Raw genomic sequence first — 17,133 nt, 5'->3', positions numbered from 1 at the left:
CTACTATGATTCACACTCGGCCATTTCATGCGTATTTAGATGGACTGCATTTAATTACAATCATTCTTCCGGTTGATGATTACAAGGGTCAAGAACAGCATTTTTTTCTTGAAGCTCCAGATGAACTCATACTGCTAGAAGTGATTGAAACCATTCACATGGATCAATATGTAAAATATTCATGCCGTACCTCCATGATGCCTGAATTCGGCGTTCAGCATATCGTGACCGATGAACGGGGAATGCGCACCGACCTGCAAATGGGAGCGGTGATCCGGTCACAGGAATTTGATGACCTTTTTTATTATAACGGAAAAGATTTAGGAAGCTTCTATACCTCTGCATCTACCGCTTTCCATTTATGGGCTCCGACTGCGACGGAAGTGTTTGTAAAGATAAAGAAAACAGAAAGCAGCAAAGTCGATTATTATCAGATGCAGCGGACAGATAAAGGAGTGTATCGCCTAAAGGCGGACGGTGACTTTGATGGCGCCTTCTATCAATACAAGCTGAGAGTGAATAAAACTTGGCAGGAAGCAGTAGATCCTTACGCACAATCTGTTTCTCTTCACAGTGAATGGGCTAGGGTTGTGGATCAGAATAAATGCAAAGTACCCCGTCATGATCTTCCTCCACTTTCTTCGCCGCTTGATGCGATTATTTATGAAGCTTCGATAAGAGACTTTTCTATTCACCCTGATAGCGGAATGAAGCAAAAAGGAACGTATTTAGCGCTGACGGAAAAGGAAGCCGCTGGCCGTTATCATCAGAAAACCGGTATCGCCTATTTAAAGGAGCTCGGAATTACTCATCTAGAACTGCTTCCGTTTAATGATTTTTTTGGGGTGTCAGACAATTTGCCCAGAGCAAGTTATAACTGGGGATATAATCCATTATACTTCAATGTGCCAGAAGGCAGCTACAGTACGGACCCATCAGATGCCTATTGTCGGATTGTGGAATTGAAAACGATGGTCGAGGAGCTTCATAAAGAAGGAATCCGCGTGATCATGGACGTTGTGTACAATCATGTCTATATTCGAGAAACCTCCGCATTTGAACGAATTGTACCGGGATATTTCTTCAGGCATGATCACCACGGCCGGCCTTCAAATGGCACAGGAGTTGGCAATGATTTTGCTTCAGAGAGAAGGATGGCCCGCAAGTTTATATTAGATTCACTTGAATACTGGTTGACTGCCTATAATGTGGACGGCTTTCGATTTGATTTAATGGGCATTCTCGATGTACGCACAATGAATGAAGCGAAGGCGTTAGTACGGGCGATCAAGTCCGACACCATCCTGCTTGGGGAAGGTTGGGATTTAAATACACCGCTTCCTAAAGAAGACAAAGCCAATATTCATAATCAAGGAAAGCTCGCTGGCATTGCCCAATTTAATGACTGGTTTAGGGATGCAATTAAAGGAAGCACCTTTAATTTATATGATCTTGGCTATGCATTAGGGAGAGAAACATTGTGTCAAGATGCTTTTCAAGTGGCAGCCGGGAGTGTCGGGCTGAAAGGTCATGCGGGGCTGTTTAATGAGCCAGATCAAACGATCAATTATGTGGAATCTCACGATAATTACACGATGTGGGATAAGCTTGAAGCTTGCTTTCCTGGTGAATCAGAAAAGAATAAAAAGCGTCAGCGGCTGGCCACATCGATGGTTTTAATGGCGCAGGGAATTCCTTTCCTTCATAGCGGACAGGAATTCTTTCGGACGAAACATGGCGTAGAAAATAGCTATGCCAGTTCAGACGAAATCAATCAGCTCGATTGGAACCGTCTCGAAGATAACAGAGAGAATGTTGAATACATCAAGGGCATGATTGCTATTCGGAAAAGCCATCAAGCGTTCCGCCTAAGAGACGCAGACAGCATCCGTCGTCATCTTGTCAAATGTTCAGGTGATCATGGTCCGCTGATTATGCTGTTTGGAAATGTTCAGTCTTACGGTGAGTGGCTTGAAATTTTGTTGGTTTTTCATCCGTTTGATGAAAAGGCTAGAATCGCTCTGCCGAAACGATCATCCGCCTGGAAGATCATTGCCGACAGCACTCAAGCAGGCACTACCGTATTGGGGGAGGCTGAAGATTTCCTTGATGCAGAGCCCATCTCCTGTTATATTTGTGTACGTTGATTATAAAAGGCGTGTCTATTTACGAATGATGGCGAAATTTAAACTTTCGTGTTAAAATATAGTGAATATAAGACGAAAAGTGCTAAGCTTAATCGCTCGAATGAACTGATAAGAGATAGCTATTGTTTATATGTTCGATAGCTGTCTTTTTTAATTTCTGAAATGAACAGTTGCAGCTAAACAAAAATGTAGGTGAATAAAGTTGGAACATTTATTAGGGACAGAATGGAAAATCACCCCTGCCGGCGGAGCAACGGGAAAAGCATATGTAGCGAGACACGATGGGCAGCAGCTATTTCTAAAAAGAAATTCTTCTCCCTTTTTGGCTGTTTTGTCTGCGGAGGGGATTGTCCCGAAGCTGATTTGGACAAAGCGTCTCGAAAACGGTGATGTTATATCAGCTCAGCATTGGCTGAATGGCCGGGAATTGCACCCTAAAGAAATGGGGCAAAGCCGGGTGGCCAAATTAATGAGCAAGATTCATTCTTCTCAACCGCTCCTATCTATGCTTGAAAGACTCGGGAAGAAGAATTTTCAGCCTGCGATGATGTTGAAAGAGCTAAAGGACCGAATGGATGAAGAACTCCGAGCCCACCCTGATGTGATGCTGGCCTTTCAATTCATGTCCGATCATCTGTCAGATATTCAGCATGAAGAATATGTGGTATGCCATAGTGACGTGAACCATAATAACTGGCTATTGTCTGATGATGACCAGCTTTTTTTGATTGACTGGGACGGAGCGATGATTGGCGATCCGGCGATTGATTTAGGCATGCTTTTGCATGAGTATGTGGAAGAAGACCAATGGGAGAGCTGGCTGTTGGAGTACGGGCTTACAATGACTCCGCATTTAAAATTGAGAATGCAATGGTACATGCTCGCCCAAGTCTTGCTGTCTACTCAGTGGAACAAAGAAGCTAACCGGTTTCACGAAATGAATAAAAGGCTCGCTGAATTGCATCGTTTTTTCTTCTGACATCAGCACAATACTTGTCCTGACACGAATCTGAGGAGCATCAGCTGCTGAAGTGAGTAGATCTATAGCGGAAAAGGAATTCACGCCGAGTGGTGGATTCCTTTTTTTCTTGAATGCTGATGCTGTCAAAAATTATCTTGCAACTGTTAGATAGTCATGGTATGGTTTGAACGAAAATTTTAAAATGAGGTGTCATCATGCGCGTAAGAAATAAACCATGGGCGAAGGAATTGATTGCGGATCACCCGCACTACGTAATTCCTAATCCGGAAGAATATAAAGGCAAGTGGACGGAAGCGTTTGGAAATGACCAGCCGCTTCACATTGAAGTAGGGACAGGCAAAGGACAGTTTATTACTGAAATGGCCAAAGCGAATCCCCATATTAATTATATTGGAATTGAGCTGTTTGAAAGCGTGATCGTTACAGCATTAGAACGATTAATTGAAGCAGAGCTTCCGAATGTGAAGCTATTGAATGTCAACGCGGAAGATTTAACAGATTATTTTCAGAAAGGCGATGTGGACAGAGTTTATTTAAACTTCTCAGATCCATGGCCTAAAAAGCGCCACGCGAAACGCCGTCTGACGTATAAAACCTTCTTGAAGCGTTACGAAGATATTCTGCCGTCAGGAGGAGAAATCCATTTTAAAACAGACAACCAAGGTTTGTTTGAATACTCTCTTCAAAGTTTTTCCGAGTATGGAATGTTATTAACCTTCGTTAGTTTAGACCTGCATAATAGCGACTATGAAGGAAACATTATGACAGAATATGAAGAGAAATTCTCTTCTAAAGGCCAGCGCATCTATCGCTCAGAAGCAAAATTCAGAGTATAATCAGCTCGTCCATAGAGGCGGACTTGCAAGACCCGGATAAACGGGATCTTTCGAGTCCGTCTTTTTGTGTTCGTTTCTATTGTGTCTGTTGATTTCTCATAACTGGTATTGTTGGAATAACTATTTTGGCAGAAGTTATGATTCATAGTCGCCCTTTTCAATTATTCATCGCTTCAGTGCAAACCGCTGTGAATATGGTATACTAAATAAATACAGAAAATTCTATTTATTTCATAGGAGGATATTTCAATGACGAGTCAACAGGAAGTGCTATTTGAAGTGAATAATCAAGTAGGCTGGATTATATTAAATCGTCCCAAGGCGTTGAATGCCTTGTCTTTAGGTATGGTTAAAAGTATTTATCAGCAGCTGAAAGAATGGAAAAACGATGAAGAAGTTCAATTAGTCTGCATGAAAAGCATGTTAGAAAAAGCTTTTTGTTCAGGTGGAGATGTAAGGACGCTTCGGGAACAGTCCATGTCAGGTGATAAAACATTCGCAGAAGAATACTTTTCCAGCGAGTATAAGATGGACATGCTGGTGCATGAATATCCGAAGCCGGTACTTGTATATATGAATGGGATTGTCATGGGAGGCGGAGTTGGAATGGCAGCAGGGTCTTCATTTAAAATCGTCACTGAAAAGACGAAATGGGCCATGCCGGAACAAAATATTGGGCTCTTTCCAGATGTCGGCGCCAGCTATTTTCTCAATAAATTTCCAAGAGAGATGGCTCTCTATTTAGCCTTATCAGCTTCGGTTATTACGGCAAAAGATTTACTGGATATTGGGGGAGCTGATTATTATATAAACAGTGAAAGATGGACTGAGCTTGAAGAGAAAATTAAAAATGGGGATTGGAAGTCAGCTGATGTCGAAGGTCAGCTGCAGCGCCTAATTCAAGATGTGTCTCAGGCAGACGAATCTTTAACCGGAACATTAAACCCCCAGAAAATAAAAGAGCACTTCGGCTTCGATACGGTTGAGGAGATTGTAGATTCTTTAGGTTCGGCTGCAGCTGCGGGTGATGAATGGGCTGAGGAGATGAGGAATACACTTCTAAAGAAATCGCCAACTTCCTTAAAGGTAACAATGGAACAAATCAAGAGAGGAAAAACGAAGTCGATGAAGGAATGCTTTGAAATGGAGCTGGAAATGGCCATTGAATTCATGGGTCAGCATGACTTTTTTGAAGGGGTAAGAGCCGTGCTTGTAGATAAAGACCATGCGCCGAATTGGAATCCAAAAGAATTATCGGAAATCAGCGATACATATGTAGAGCAATATTTCAAAGAGCACTGGCCAGAAGGAAATCCGCTTTGTTCATACAAAACAGCTGCAGAGTAAAGAAGTAGTCCCGGTGCTTGTAAAGGAGAGGTCTTATGAGGCTAGAGAAACATTTATTGTCTATCTTAGAGTCTCTTCATGATGCAGTCATCGTTATTTTAACAGATAGTACGATCGTTTATGTGAATCAGGCGTATTCTACTCAATTTGCTGTGCCGGCTAAAAAGATTATCGGCCGAAAATTGACTGACATTGAGGCGGATGCCAGAATTTTATCTGTTATTAAAGACGGCAAACCTCTAATTAACGATTGCAGTTATGTCCATTCATTAAAGAAAGATGTGTGCGCCAATATTACTCCGCTGATGGAGAATGGCGAAATGATTGGCGCTGTTACAATTATGAAGGATATTTCAGAAGTGACGAATCTGCAGGAAGAACTGACGAAATACAAGGAAGATCTTCTGCAGCTGCGGGAGCAGTTAGACCGTAGAAACTTTTCCAAGTTAGAAAGCAGAGCAGAAGACATGCAAAAAGCAGTCAGGCTTTCTAAAAAGATTGCCAGGACGGATGCCACAGTCATGCTGTATGGAGAAAGCGGGGTGGGGAAAGAAGTATTTGCGAAAGGAATTCATGAGGCGAGTCACCGGAACAGTCAGCCCTATATTCCGATTAACATTGCTTCCATCCCGGATTCTCTGTTTGAAAGTGAAATGTTTGGCTATGAAGAAGGTTCATTTACGGGATCCAGAAAAGGCGGTAAAAAAGGGTTGCTGGAAATGGCGAACGGCGGCACGCTCTTGCTCGATGAGATTGGGGAAATGTCATTAAACATGCAGTCTAAGCTGCTGCGAGTGATTCAAGAGCGCCAGTTTCAGAAAGTGGGCGGCACGAAGTTTTACCCGCTCGATGTCCGAATTATTTGTGCGACTCACCGGAATTTAAGTGACATGATCAGAAACGGTGAATTCCGTGAAGACTTGTATTATCGAATCAATGTCGTTCCGATTCATATTCCGCCTCTTAGACAGAGGAAGGAAGATCTCGAATATATTACGCGCAATATTCTCAATGAGCTCTGTTTAAAATACGGCAAACATGTCAGATTAGAGGACGAGGTCATGACTCGATTAAGCCAATATGACTGGCCGGGAAATGTGCGGGAATTGGTGAATGTGTTAGAGAGAATGGTGGCGGTATGCACGAATTCCTTTATAAGGCTGTCGGACCTTCCTGATCATTTCTTTTTGAACATACCCCATGAAGAATCAGCACCCTATCAACCAAGAACAATGGCAACTACATTAGAACCAAATTCGATAAAATTGTCTGAACTGTTAGAGCAAACTGAGAAAGATCATATAGAATTTATACTAAAAAACAGCAAAAACAAGACAGAAGCCATTCGAACTCTAGGAATCAGCAGAAAATCATTTTATGCGAAACTGAAAAAATATCAAATCTTTTAATTGCGAGACAGTCGGTACTGTTTTAATAGAGATTGGCACGAGCTTTGCATTACTAGTTAGGGATGAAGAGAATTTTTCATGAAAATAACATTGGAGGCGAATGACTATGAAAGTAAACATTAACCGAATGGAAGCAGAACAAGCAAAGATCACTCTTCAAGAAACGGCTGGGTTAGCTATTGTTACGATTCACCGCCCACAAAAACGAAATGCATTGACGGCTAATATGTGGAACCAATTATCGGAAATTGGCCAACAGGTGCTGGATAATCCTAAGAATAAAGTTGTTTTGTTAAGGGGGGCAGGAGAGCAGTTTACAGCAGGGTCTGATATTCAAGAGTTTAGCCAAATCACATTAGAAGAAGCGGAGCATGCCTTCGTATTAATGGAAAAAGCCATTTCTACCTTTGAAAATTTGGCCATCCCAACGATCGGAGTCATTAACGGACCGGCGATGGGTGCAGGATTAGAATTAGCACTTGCCTGTGATATTCGAATTGGTTCAGAGAAATCCAGGCTCGGCATTCCAGTCGGCAAGCTTGGCATTACGTTAAATAATAAATTCGCCAAGCGGATCGTAGATTTAATCGGTCCGAGTTTAGCAAAGGATTTAGTCTACACGGGCCGCGTCTTGAAAGCCGAAGATGCGCATCGTTTAGGCATGCTGAATTACTTAGTGAAAGAAGCGGATCTGGACCGGTATGCGATTAAAATGGGGAAACTCGTGGCTTCCCAGTCACCAGCATCGCTGCTTGCAATTAAACAATCGGTCAGTGAGTGCATCAACAGTGTGCCGGACATGTGGAGCGGGAAGTCTTCATTTGTAGATGAGCATGATTTTCCTGAAGGTGTTCATGCGTTTGTGGAGAAAAGAGTTCCTCAGTTTGCCAGGAGAACGCAGGTATAAGCAAAGAAAAAGAAACTCACTCATTGAGCGAGTTTCTTTTTCTTTGCTGTCATTTGAATGCTGATATGAATCGACTCGAGTTCAATACTTAAGTAGCGCAGGAAGTCTTCTTGAAGCTGTTCCTGAATTCTCTTGGTCAGTTCAAAGATATTTTCTGCTATTGGATAAACGAGCGTCAACGTCACCTTGATCACCGGAAGACCGGTCATACTCATTTGGTTTAACTGGCATTCTTCGACTTCTTTATGTGATAAGCAGCTGGATTCAGTGAGGTCTTTAAACACTTTTTTATGAATGTGGATCGCTCCGCGGTGAAAGTCGGGATGGACAATGGTTGTTTCTCCGATGCGTTCCTTTTTGGATGAAAAAATCTCTACACCGCGCTGAACAAGCTTTTTAAAGAAGTTCTGTTCGACTTGTTTATATGGAATGGGGATGACATGCTTTCCTTCTGTTCTTCTGACAAATTGAGCAATCTTGATTTCACTGGACGTTCTAACGTCCTCTACGTGATAAATGTGCTGAATGTCTCCGATTTCTAACCGGCTTGCAATCAGCTTCACCATCCGATCTGACGTGCCGATGATGAGAATTTTGCTGACAAAGAAATGTTGAATGGCTGCTTGTACTTCTTTCCTATGGTCTTCATAAAAAAAAGTCGCTCTCTTCACAGCAGTCAGAGAGTTCTTCTCAAATTTAGCAGAAGTTCCTGCCACTTTTTGACCGTTGACGATCAATAAGCCATCATCAATAATCGCCGGTATTTTATGTTTGTAAGCAAAAGATAAAGCACTGGTGCTCTTGCCAGTTCCGCTTGTTCCGCTTAAAGAAAAAATCTCCATCCACACAACCCCTTGTCAACTCCATTCACTGTAATGGAGTTTGAAAATTTAGATTATTCATCCATTATATTCTCTTTGTGAACGTCATTCAATAAAAATGAAAAAGCTGTTTCTTAAAGAAACGAGTGTTTCTAAAAGAGACGGTTTCTGTTTCTTATGGAAACACATTATTTTTCTAAAACCAATAAATAAAGGTTTCCTCTGTTGGCACGCCTCTTGCAATAGTAAGTGTATAACAAACAAGAATGCAGGAGGGGTTATATGTCTACAGTTCGATTAGAAAAAAAGAATCAAGTGGGGATTATTACGATCGACTCTCCGCCAGTGAATGCATTAAATAAAGAAGTATTTAATAGTTTAGAAGAAGCGATTTTACAAGTCGATGAGACTATAAGTGTCATAGTGATCCATGGGGCAGGGACGAAAGCATTTGTCGCAGGCGCTGATATTAAAGAATTTCCAGAATTGACGCCTGAAGAGGGAGAAAAGCTTTGTTTAAGAGGGCAATCGGTTTTTAATCGGCTATCGGATTTAGGGCAGCCGGTCATTGCTGCCATTGACGGGTTTGCACTCGGAGGAGGACTTGAACTGGCTCTAGCGTGTGATATCCGTCTCGCCACTTCTAACTCAACATTCGGCCTTCCGGAAGTGAAGCTGGGCATTATCCCAGGATATGGAGCGACACAGCGGCTTCCACGGCTGATCGGCAGGGGCAAAGCGATGAAAATGATCTTCTCGGGTGAATTCCTTTCGGCTGATGAAGCATTGAGATGCGGCCTCATTGAAGAAGTCGTCGAAGGTGATGTGATGGACAAAGCGATGGAGCTTGCAGCCGTCATTGCGTCTAGAGGTCCAATAGCGGTCCAAAAAGCGAAGGAAGCTGTGACAAAAGGAATGGAAATGCCGCTCGCGGAGGGACAGAAACTTGAAGCAAAGCTATTTGCAGACATTTGTATGACACAAGACAAAAATGAAGGTGTTACCGCCTTTTTTGAAAAAAGAAGACCGGAATTTATCGGAAAATAAGGAGGAAATTTTTATGAAGAAGATTGCAGTGATTGGATTTGGCACAATGGGATCAGGTATTGCGCAAGTATGTGTGGAAGCAGGGTATGAAGTTGTGGCGATTGAAAAGGAGAAGGAATATTTCACTCGCGGCTTGAAACAGCTGGATAAAAATTGGAGCCGTGCTATTGAAAAGGGAAGATTGGATGAAGAGCAAAAGAATCAATATGAATCTATGCTGACCACATCGACGGAGTGGGGAATGCTTGCTGATGCGGATTGTGTCATTGAAGCGGTCAGTGAAGACATGAAATTGAAAAAAGACATCTTTAAAAAAATCGACGCAGAGGTGAAGGAAGACGCGTTGATTGTCAGCAATACATCAGGACTCAGCATCACAGAGATTGCCAGTGTCATGACGAATCCTGAAAAAGTCATGGGCTTTCACTTTTTCAATCCTGTGCCTGTGATGAAATTAGTAGAGCTGATCAGAGGCTACGATACTAGCGAGGAAACGTATCAGACATCTAAACAGCTAGTAGAGTCGCTTGGCAAGGAAGCGATCGATGTGAAGGAATCGCCGCTGTTCGCAGTGAACCGGATCTTAGTGCCGATGATCAATGAAGCGGTCTTCGTGTTACAAGAAGGGGTAGCGAGTGCTGAAGATATTGATAAAGGCATGAAGCTTGGGGCTAACCACCCGATCGGTCCGTTAGCTTTAGCGGATTTAATTGGTCTGGATACACTTCTTTTCGTGCAGGATTCTTTGTATGAAGAGACACAGGATTCTAAATACCGGGCGGCTCCGCTATTGCGCAAATTGGTTCGTGCAGGGCACTTAGGCAGAAAGACAGGAAAAGGATTTTACGAATATTAAAGGCCGGCCGGGTCCACTGGAAAAGATGAATAAAAGGGAGGCAGGAGAATGAGCACAACGGTAGGTGAGGTAATTGAATGGTCCGCTCACAACTATCCTGATAAACCAGCACTGATTTATAGAGAAAAAAATCAGCAATTTACTTTTTCTGAATTGGATGCTTTAGTCAATCGGTTTGCTTCGGCCCTTATGCAGCTGGGCGTGAAAAAAGGAGATACGGTTTCCACCTTTCTCTACAATACGAGTGAATTTGTTGTCGCACTCTTTGCTTCAGCGAAGATTGGAGCAGTGTTTAACCCAATTAATTACCGGTTAACGGCAAGCGAGCTGCAGTTTATCGTAAACGACGCCCGCACGAAAGTATTGCTTTACGAAAAAAGCACGGAGGAGATCGTCCGAGACGCGATCCAGCTAGGCGTAAACGTTGATCATTACATTTTTACAGATGAAGGAACGCCTGAAGGTTCTCTGGATTTCAATGAGCTGACAAATAAAGGAGACACGACAGAGCCTGAAGTGCTTGTTACAGAAGACGATATTTACATCATGATGTATACGAGCGGAACGACCGGCCGTCCGAAAGGCGTCGTTCATTCACATCGGGATATGATTCATCATAATTTCCTGATGATTGAGTGCATGGGATTGAATAAAGAGGACATTGGACTGTCGGTTGCGCCGTTAAATCATACGGCAGAATTGCATACATCGTTCTTGCCAAGGGTCATGGTGGCAGCGACAAACATCATTATGCACCACTTTGAAGCAGAGAGAGTGATGGAAGCACTTGAGGCAGAAAAGGTTACTCATTTGTTTGCAGCGCCGACGATGGTGAATATGCTGCTGAATGTCAAAAACTTTGAAAAGTACGACCTCTCTGCACTGCGTCTTTTAGGATACGGAGGAGCATCTATGGCCCCGGTTCTGATTGAACGATTCCAGGAAAAAACAAGTGCGGCTCTTGTGCAGATGTACGGAACGACGGAAATGGGGCCTGTTATGAGCGTTCTCTACGCGGATGACCAGCTAAGAAAAGCGGGTTCTGCCGGCAAAGCGATTTTAACACATCAGCTTAAGATTGCCAGACTGCAAGAAGATGGCAGTCCTACAGATCCGAAAGACGAATGCCAAATTGGCGAAACGGGAGAAATTTTAGTCAAAGGGCCTTGCATGATGAATGGCTATTATAATCGTTTAGAAGCAACAGAAAAGGCACTCGCCTATGGCTGGTACCATACCGGTGACATGGGTTATAAAGATGAGGAAGGCTATATCTGGATCAAGGACCGGATGGATTATATGATCAATTCCGGCGCGGAAAATGTGTATCCGAGGGAAGTGGAAGATCGGCTGCTTGAGCATCCGGAAGTTCTTGAAGCGGCAGTTATTGGAAAGCCGGATTCGGAATGGGGTCATGTGGTCGTCGCGTTTGTGGTTGGAAAAGAAGGAAGCCAGTTAACGAAAGAGAAGCTGGATCAATTTTTGTTAGACGGAAAAAGATTAGCGAAGTATAAGAGACCGAGAGAGTATCATATGGTGGCAAGTCTTCCAAAAACGACGAGCGGAAAGCTGCAAAAGTTCGTTCTTGTCAATCAATTAGCTGCCATGAGTGAGGAGGAAGTTAAATGAAAACTGCAGAAGAACAGACGCTCAACCTGTTTGATTTATCACCAGAGCATCAAGAAATCCAACAGGAAATCCATAGGCTGGCTCAGGAGAAAATCAAGCCGAGGGCAATGGCAATAGACGAAGAAGCAGAATACCCAATGGATATATTAGCTCTCTTGTCTGAGTATGGGTACATTGGAGCTAATATGCCCGAAGAGTATAACGGGGCTGGGTTAGATTTATTAAGCTTTTGTTTAATTGTCGAGGAAATTTCCCGCGTTTGTGCTTCCTCTTCTCAAGTAGCCGTCGTTCAGGAACTGGGCTCTTTGCCGATTATGATTGGAGGAAGCGATGAGTTAAAGAAACGGTTTCTGCCAGATTTGGCTGCTGGAAAAAAGGTGGCTGCGTATGCATTGACGGAACCCAATGCCGGATCAGATGTCAGAAGCTTAAAAACCCGCGCGGTACGAGAAGGAGATTCTTATATTTTAAATGGGCAAAAAATGTTTATTTCCAATGGCGGAGTGGCAAGTGTCTATTCGGTATTTGCCCAGACGGACAATGGCATCACAGCTTTTGTCGTAGAAAAAGACACGCCTGGTTTTGATATTGGAAAACTAGAGAAGAAAATGGGCATTAAAGGATCACCGACTGCACAGCTTTATTTTGAAAACTGCCGAATTCCAGCTGAAAACCGGATTGGGGAAGAAGGTGACGGCTGGCTGATTGCGATGAAAACATTTGATAAGTCGCGGCCTACTGTCGCCGCACAAGCGCTTGGAATTGCACAAGGAGCGTATGATGCGGCACTCGCCTATGTGCAGGAAAGAGAACAGTTTGGGAAAAATATTGCTTCATTTCAAGGCATTCAGTTTATGCTGGCTGATATGGCCACGCAAATTGAAGCAGCGCGCGGACTTGTCTACCGAGCTGCAGCAAAAGTGAATGATCTGACAGCGACCGGAAAGAATCCGGAACTGACGCGCGCTTCTTCTATGGCCAAACTATTCGCATCTGACGTGGCGATGAAGGTGACGACTGATGCGGTTCAGCTGTTAGGAGGGTACGGATTTATTCAAGAGTATGCTGTGGAACGAATGATGAGAGATGCAAAGATTACACAAATATATGAAGGAACGAATCAAATTCAGCGATTAGTCATCGCAAAAACGATTTTAGGAGGGCATGCATGAACGAGATGAAGCTTCTTTTTATTCACGGCGCTGGCGGGACGAAAAGTAAATGGAGGGCAATAGCCCAGTATATGGATACGGCTGGCAGTCAAATGATTGATCTGCCTGGGCATGGGGAGAATGAATGCAATGTGATTACGTCAGTCCAAGATTATGCGGCTTATTTAGATCGAACGATTCAAGAGGATACAGTGGTCATCGGGCATTCCATGGGGGGCTTGATCGCTTTGGAACTGGCAGCCAGAAACCAAAAGGTGAAGGGGGTGGTGCTCGCGGCGAGTTTCTATGAATTGCCGGTACACGAAAAAATGCTTCAGCGATTAGCCTCTGGTGAATTTCCGAACTCATTATTTTTAGCATCTTACAGTAAAGAAACAAGTGAGAAGCTGTTAGAGGAAGAGAGGCAGGAGCTCGACAAGTGTCCAATCGAGATTGCTTATGCCGACTTTAAAATTTGCGATCAATATAAGGAAGGAAAAGAGACGATAGCTTCCCTGTCGATTCCTGTGTGCGCCATTTTAGGAGAAGAGGATCGGCTGCTGCCTCCAAATGCTGCCGAAGCTCTCCAAGCGGTGTGTCCAGATCTGAATTTAGTTCGCATTCCAGCTTCCGGGCATTACATTATGCTTGAACAGCCGGAAATGTTCGCGAAAGAGTTAATGGATTTCGTTCAGCATGTGCAAAAACAAACGGTATAAATAGCCTTTAAAAGCGGCGATCAGTCTATTCGAGCCAGGAATCAAGTGTATTCGGGCAACATTCCTGGCAATGTCTTTATGCCTTTATGAATATAAAAAGACTGAAGGAGTGAGAGGGAATGGGATTATACCGTAAGAGAAATGACGGAGGCGAACAGCCATCAATGCTTGGGGCTTTAAAATTTAGGCTCCCCTTTGTTCATTATAAGCTGGAATACCCTGACTGGATTCAAGGAGCCATCTTATGCGTAGTGCCAATGGGAATTACAACTGTGATGATGGATGTGCTCGGCATTCCTTTTGAATTAGCGATTGCGTTTGTGATCATTAACAACTTTCTCTATCTCTTGCACACTCATTTCGGTGATCCGTCCATTGCTGGCTGGATCACAGCAGGTATTCCGCTTTATGTGGGATTCTTAACTGGATTTCCAGAAGGAGAAGAGCGAATACTCGCTTTAATCGCCTTGCAGTTAACCGTTGCTCTCATATTTCTGTTAATGGGACTATTTAAAGGGGCAGATGTTTTAGTTAAAAGACTGCCGCTGTCTTTAAAGGCAGGTATATTGCTCGGAGCTGGTTTTGCAGCGGTCTTCGGTGAGTTTTCAGCTACCGGCCGCGTATGGACTATGCCAGTGACGATTCTGCTTGGAGCTGCCTTTGGATTCTTCATGATGTTTTCAAATACGGCTGCGCCTCTAAGAGAACGTTATCCATTTTTCAGATATGTTGCTCAGTTTGGCATTGCGATTCCGTTTGCCTTGTCTTACGCTGTCGGCATCCTGATTGGAGAAGTTTCTGCCCCAACGATCAGCTGGAGCTTAGTACCGATCCCAATTGGAGAGATTATTGCGAATTACAGCATATTTGGTGTAGGTTTTCCTGAATTTTCTTACTTTATGAAAGCGCTGCCATTAGCTATTGCCGCTTATATCATCGCTTTTGGTGATGTGTTAGTCGTAAGTTCCTTATTAAAAAGTGCAGATGAAGTACGGACAGATGAAAAGGTTGTGTTCGATGCAGGCAGAAACAGCATCATTGTTTCAATCCGTAATTTCATTGAAGGTGTGTTTATGCCATTCTTGCCTCTATCCGGACCGCAATGGACAGGTGGGCAAGTTCTTGTATTAAACCGCTACATGAATAATGGAAGAGCACAAGTTGACAGCTATTGGGGAGGAGCAACAGGGATCTTTTGGGGGATGAGTATTGCGTTAATGCTTGGGCCGGTCGTTTCATTGTTCCAGCCAGGCATCAATATTGGGATGGCACTTACGATGCTGATTCAAGGTTATTTATGCGGATATTTAGCGATGGAAATCTTAAAGGAAAAAGGAAATTTAGAAAAAGGGATCGCGGTTATTATCGGAGCTGTACTTGCGACTCAAGGTGCTGCCTGGGGACTTGGTGTAGGCATTGTTTTATGGCTTCTGCTTGAAAAGAACTGGATGGAATCATCAGTAGCAAAAGAAGCAGACACGACAAAAACAGCATAGAAAGATTTTACCAATTTTTATTTACGATTATTATTCAGAATATTATGATAAGAATGAGGGGTGCAGGCTCTTCATTCTTTTATTTGAGAATTTTTTATTGGAGGTTGTTAATGTGCTATATGTAAATGGACAGTGGATCGAATCACAATCAAAGCAGACATTCTCAGTGTATAATCCCGCAAACGGCGAAGAAATAGAGCAGGTGGCTGATGGCAATAAGGAAGATGTGAAAGCAGCCATTCAAGCGGCGAAAGAAGCTTTCCGATCATGGTCGCGCTTCACCGCATATGAAAGGTCTCAATATTTATACAGAGCTTATGAATTGATGATCGAAAGAAAAGAAGAGCTTGCGAGATTAATGACAATTGAGCAGGGAAAGCCGTTAAAAGCGGCGCGAAACGAAGTGCAATATGCAGCTGATTTCCTGCAATGGTACGCAGAAGAGGCGAAACGGGTGTACGGAGAGACGATCCCCGCGCCGAGAAGAGATCAGCGGTTCATGGTCCTTCGCCAGCCGATCGGAGTAGTCGGTGCGATCACCCCGTGGAATTACCCTGTTTCAATGATTACTCGCAAAGTCGCACCGGCCATTGCCGCAGGGTGTACGATTGTGTTAAAGCCGGCGGAACAAACCCCTTTATGCGCGAGGGAAGTATTTAAGGTATTTGCTGACGCCAAGATTCCTGAAGGCGTTGTAAATTTAATCTCGACTTCCAATCCGGCTGAAATTGGAACAGAACTGATTGAAAACCCTGATGTGAAAAAAATAACCTTTACCGGATCCACAGAAGTGGGTAAGCGAATTGCTGAACAAGCAGCGAGACATGTAAAGCGAGTATCGATGGAGCTTGGCGGCCATGCGCCGTTTATTGTCTATGGAGATGCGGATCCGGTTCATGCAGCAAAAGGAGTAGCGCTCGTTAAATTCTTAAATACTGGCCAGGCTTGTATCAGTCCGAATCGAATTTTCGTCCACCGTTCGATTGCGGAAGAATTCACTAGCACACTCATTTCCCGGGTAAAGAAGCTGAAAGCAGGAAATGGATTAGACGATGGAATCAGTATTGGTCCATTGGTGGATGCTGCTGCTGTGGATAAAGTAGATCAGCAAGTGAGAGATGCGGTGGCTAAAGGGGCTTGTGCAGAAGCGGGAGGAGAAAGGCTGACAGGTGAGGGGCTAGACAAAGGAACCTATTATGCTCCGACGATTCTTAGCGGTGTCACAAAAGACATGAAGATATATAGAGAAGAAACATTTGGGCCGGTCGCTCCAATTATTCTCTTTGATTCAGAAGAAGAAGTAATGGAGATGGCGAACGATACGAATTACGGGCTTGCTGCTTATGTGTATACGAAAGATTTAAGTAAAGCCATGAATGCACTCGAACAACTGAACTTTGGCATTGTCGGAATCAATGACATTAATCCAACCGCAGCCGCCGCGCCATTTGGCGGAATGAACGAAAGCGGACTGGGCAGAGAAGGCGGCAAGGAAGGCATTCACGAATATCTGGAAACGAAGTTAGCGGGTTTTTCAATTTGAACTATTCGGGTGAGGGCATGACTGGAAAGCATAAAACCTTGAAGCGCCGATAGAATTGGAGAAGCCGCCGATAGAATGGGGCGAACCGCCGTTAGAAGTTAAAAAGCCGCCGATAGAATGTCCAAAGCCGCCGTTAGAATTTAAGAAGCCGCTGATAGAACCTAAAAAGCCATCAATAGCGAGGTTTCTTCCTCTGAAAAAGCGTGAAATTGCGCTTCTAGCAATAAAGTAAACCAGAATTTG

The 17,133-nt window shown here is 43.6% G+C and carries 14 protein-coding genes; 13 read left to right on the top strand and 1 reads right to left on the bottom strand.

The genetic code is table 11. The features are described from left to right. The first annotated feature begins 5 nt into the window (after window positions 1-5). The 6 genes from pulA (at window position 6) to JOC78_RS12905 (ending at window position 7,628) form a co-directional block, all read left to right on the top strand. The gene (gene pulA, locus JOC78_RS12930; protein ID WP_204556553.1) at window positions 6-2,147 is read left to right on the top strand and encodes a type I pullulanase; all 2,142 of its coding nucleotides are present in this window, start codon (window positions 6-8) and stop codon (window positions 2,145-2,147) included. Window positions 2,148-2,349: 202 nt separating this feature from the next. Beyond that, a complete protein-coding gene (locus JOC78_RS12925) occupies window positions 2,350-3,126 on the top strand; it encodes a phosphotransferase family protein (RefSeq protein WP_204556551.1) in 777 nt (258 codons plus the stop codon). A 197-nt stretch (window positions 3,127-3,323) separates the two neighbouring features. After that, on the top strand, window positions 3,324-3,965 hold the full coding sequence (gene trmB, locus JOC78_RS12920) for a tRNA (guanosine(46)-N7)-methyltransferase TrmB (protein WP_204556549.1): 642 nt from the start codon (window positions 3,324-3,326) through the stop codon (window positions 3,963-3,965). Between the two features lie 249 nt (window positions 3,966-4,214). Beyond that, the gene (locus JOC78_RS12915) at window positions 4,215-5,312 is read left to right on the top strand and encodes an enoyl-CoA hydratase/isomerase family protein (RefSeq protein ID WP_204556547.1); all 1,098 of its coding nucleotides are present in this window, start codon (window positions 4,215-4,217) and stop codon (window positions 5,310-5,312) included. 35 nt (window positions 5,313-5,347) lie between these two features. Then, the gene (locus tag JOC78_RS12910) at window positions 5,348-6,721 is read left to right on the top strand and encodes a sigma-54 interaction domain-containing protein (protein ID WP_204556545.1); all 1,374 of its coding nucleotides are present in this window, start codon (window positions 5,348-5,350) and stop codon (window positions 6,719-6,721) included. A 106-nt stretch (window positions 6,722-6,827) separates the two neighbouring features. Next, window positions 6,828-7,628: an enoyl-CoA hydratase/isomerase family protein gene (locus JOC78_RS12905; RefSeq protein WP_204556543.1), complete on the top strand. Its 801-nt coding sequence runs from the start codon at window positions 6,828-6,830 to the stop codon at window positions 7,626-7,628. A 20-nt stretch (window positions 7,629-7,648) separates the two neighbouring features. Here the strand turns inward: JOC78_RS12905 and JOC78_RS12900 are convergent, their stop codons facing one another. Further along, window positions 7,649-8,470 (bottom strand): hypothetical protein, encoded by an 822-nt coding sequence (locus tag JOC78_RS12900; RefSeq protein WP_204556541.1) that lies wholly within the window; start codon window positions 8,468-8,470, stop codon window positions 7,649-7,651. A 261-nt stretch (window positions 8,471-8,731) separates the two neighbouring features. Between JOC78_RS12900 and JOC78_RS12895 the strand changes: the two genes are divergently transcribed. The 7 genes from JOC78_RS12895 to JOC78_RS12865 all read left to right on the top strand — a co-directional run bounded on the left by JOC78_RS12895 (window position 8,732) and on the right by JOC78_RS12865 (window position 16,890). Beyond that, window positions 8,732-9,496: an enoyl-CoA hydratase/isomerase family protein gene (locus JOC78_RS12895; RefSeq protein WP_204556539.1), complete on the top strand. Its 765-nt coding sequence runs from the start codon at window positions 8,732-8,734 to the stop codon at window positions 9,494-9,496. A 13-nt stretch (window positions 9,497-9,509) separates the two neighbouring features. Next, window positions 9,510-10,352: a 3-hydroxyacyl-CoA dehydrogenase NAD-binding domain-containing protein gene (locus JOC78_RS12890; protein ID WP_239587158.1), complete on the top strand. Its 843-nt coding sequence runs from the start codon at window positions 9,510-9,512 to the stop codon at window positions 10,350-10,352. Between the two features lie 48 nt (window positions 10,353-10,400). Continuing rightward, on the top strand, window positions 10,401-11,981 hold the full coding sequence (locus tag JOC78_RS12885) for a long-chain-fatty-acid--CoA ligase (RefSeq protein ID WP_204556538.1): 1,581 nt from the start codon (window positions 10,401-10,403) through the stop codon (window positions 11,979-11,981). Beyond that, the gene (locus JOC78_RS12880; RefSeq protein ID WP_204556537.1) at window positions 11,978-13,153 is read left to right on the top strand and encodes an acyl-CoA dehydrogenase family protein; all 1,176 of its coding nucleotides are present in this window, start codon (window positions 11,978-11,980) and stop codon (window positions 13,151-13,153) included. Before JOC78_RS12885 ends, JOC78_RS12880 begins: the two co-directional genes overlap by 4 nt. Further along, on the top strand, window positions 13,150-13,851 hold the full coding sequence (locus JOC78_RS12875; RefSeq protein ID WP_204556536.1) for an alpha/beta fold hydrolase: 702 nt from the start codon (window positions 13,150-13,152) through the stop codon (window positions 13,849-13,851). The genes JOC78_RS12880 and JOC78_RS12875 overlap by 4 nt, the downstream gene beginning before the upstream one ends. Window positions 13,852-13,970: 119 nt before the next feature. After that, window positions 13,971-15,347 carry a hypothetical protein gene (locus tag JOC78_RS12870; protein WP_204556535.1) on the top strand — a complete coding sequence of 459 codons (1,377 nt, stop codon included), beginning with the start codon at window positions 13,971-13,973 and terminating at the stop codon, window positions 15,345-15,347. 112 nt (window positions 15,348-15,459) lie between these two features. Further along, window positions 15,460-16,890 carry an aldehyde dehydrogenase family protein gene (locus tag JOC78_RS12865; RefSeq protein WP_204556533.1) on the top strand — a complete coding sequence of 477 codons (1,431 nt, stop codon included), beginning with the start codon at window positions 15,460-15,462 and terminating at the stop codon, window positions 16,888-16,890. Window positions 16,891-17,133: the final 243 nt, after the last annotated feature.

Source organism: Bacillus ectoiniformans (genome assembly GCF_016908875.1).
Taxonomy (GTDB): Bacteria; Bacillota; Bacilli; order Bacillales; family Domibacillaceae; genus Bacillus_BX; species Bacillus_BX ectoiniformans.
The sequence above is the reverse complement of the archived record's forward strand: the minus strand, read 5'-3'. Positions and strand labels throughout refer to the sequence as shown.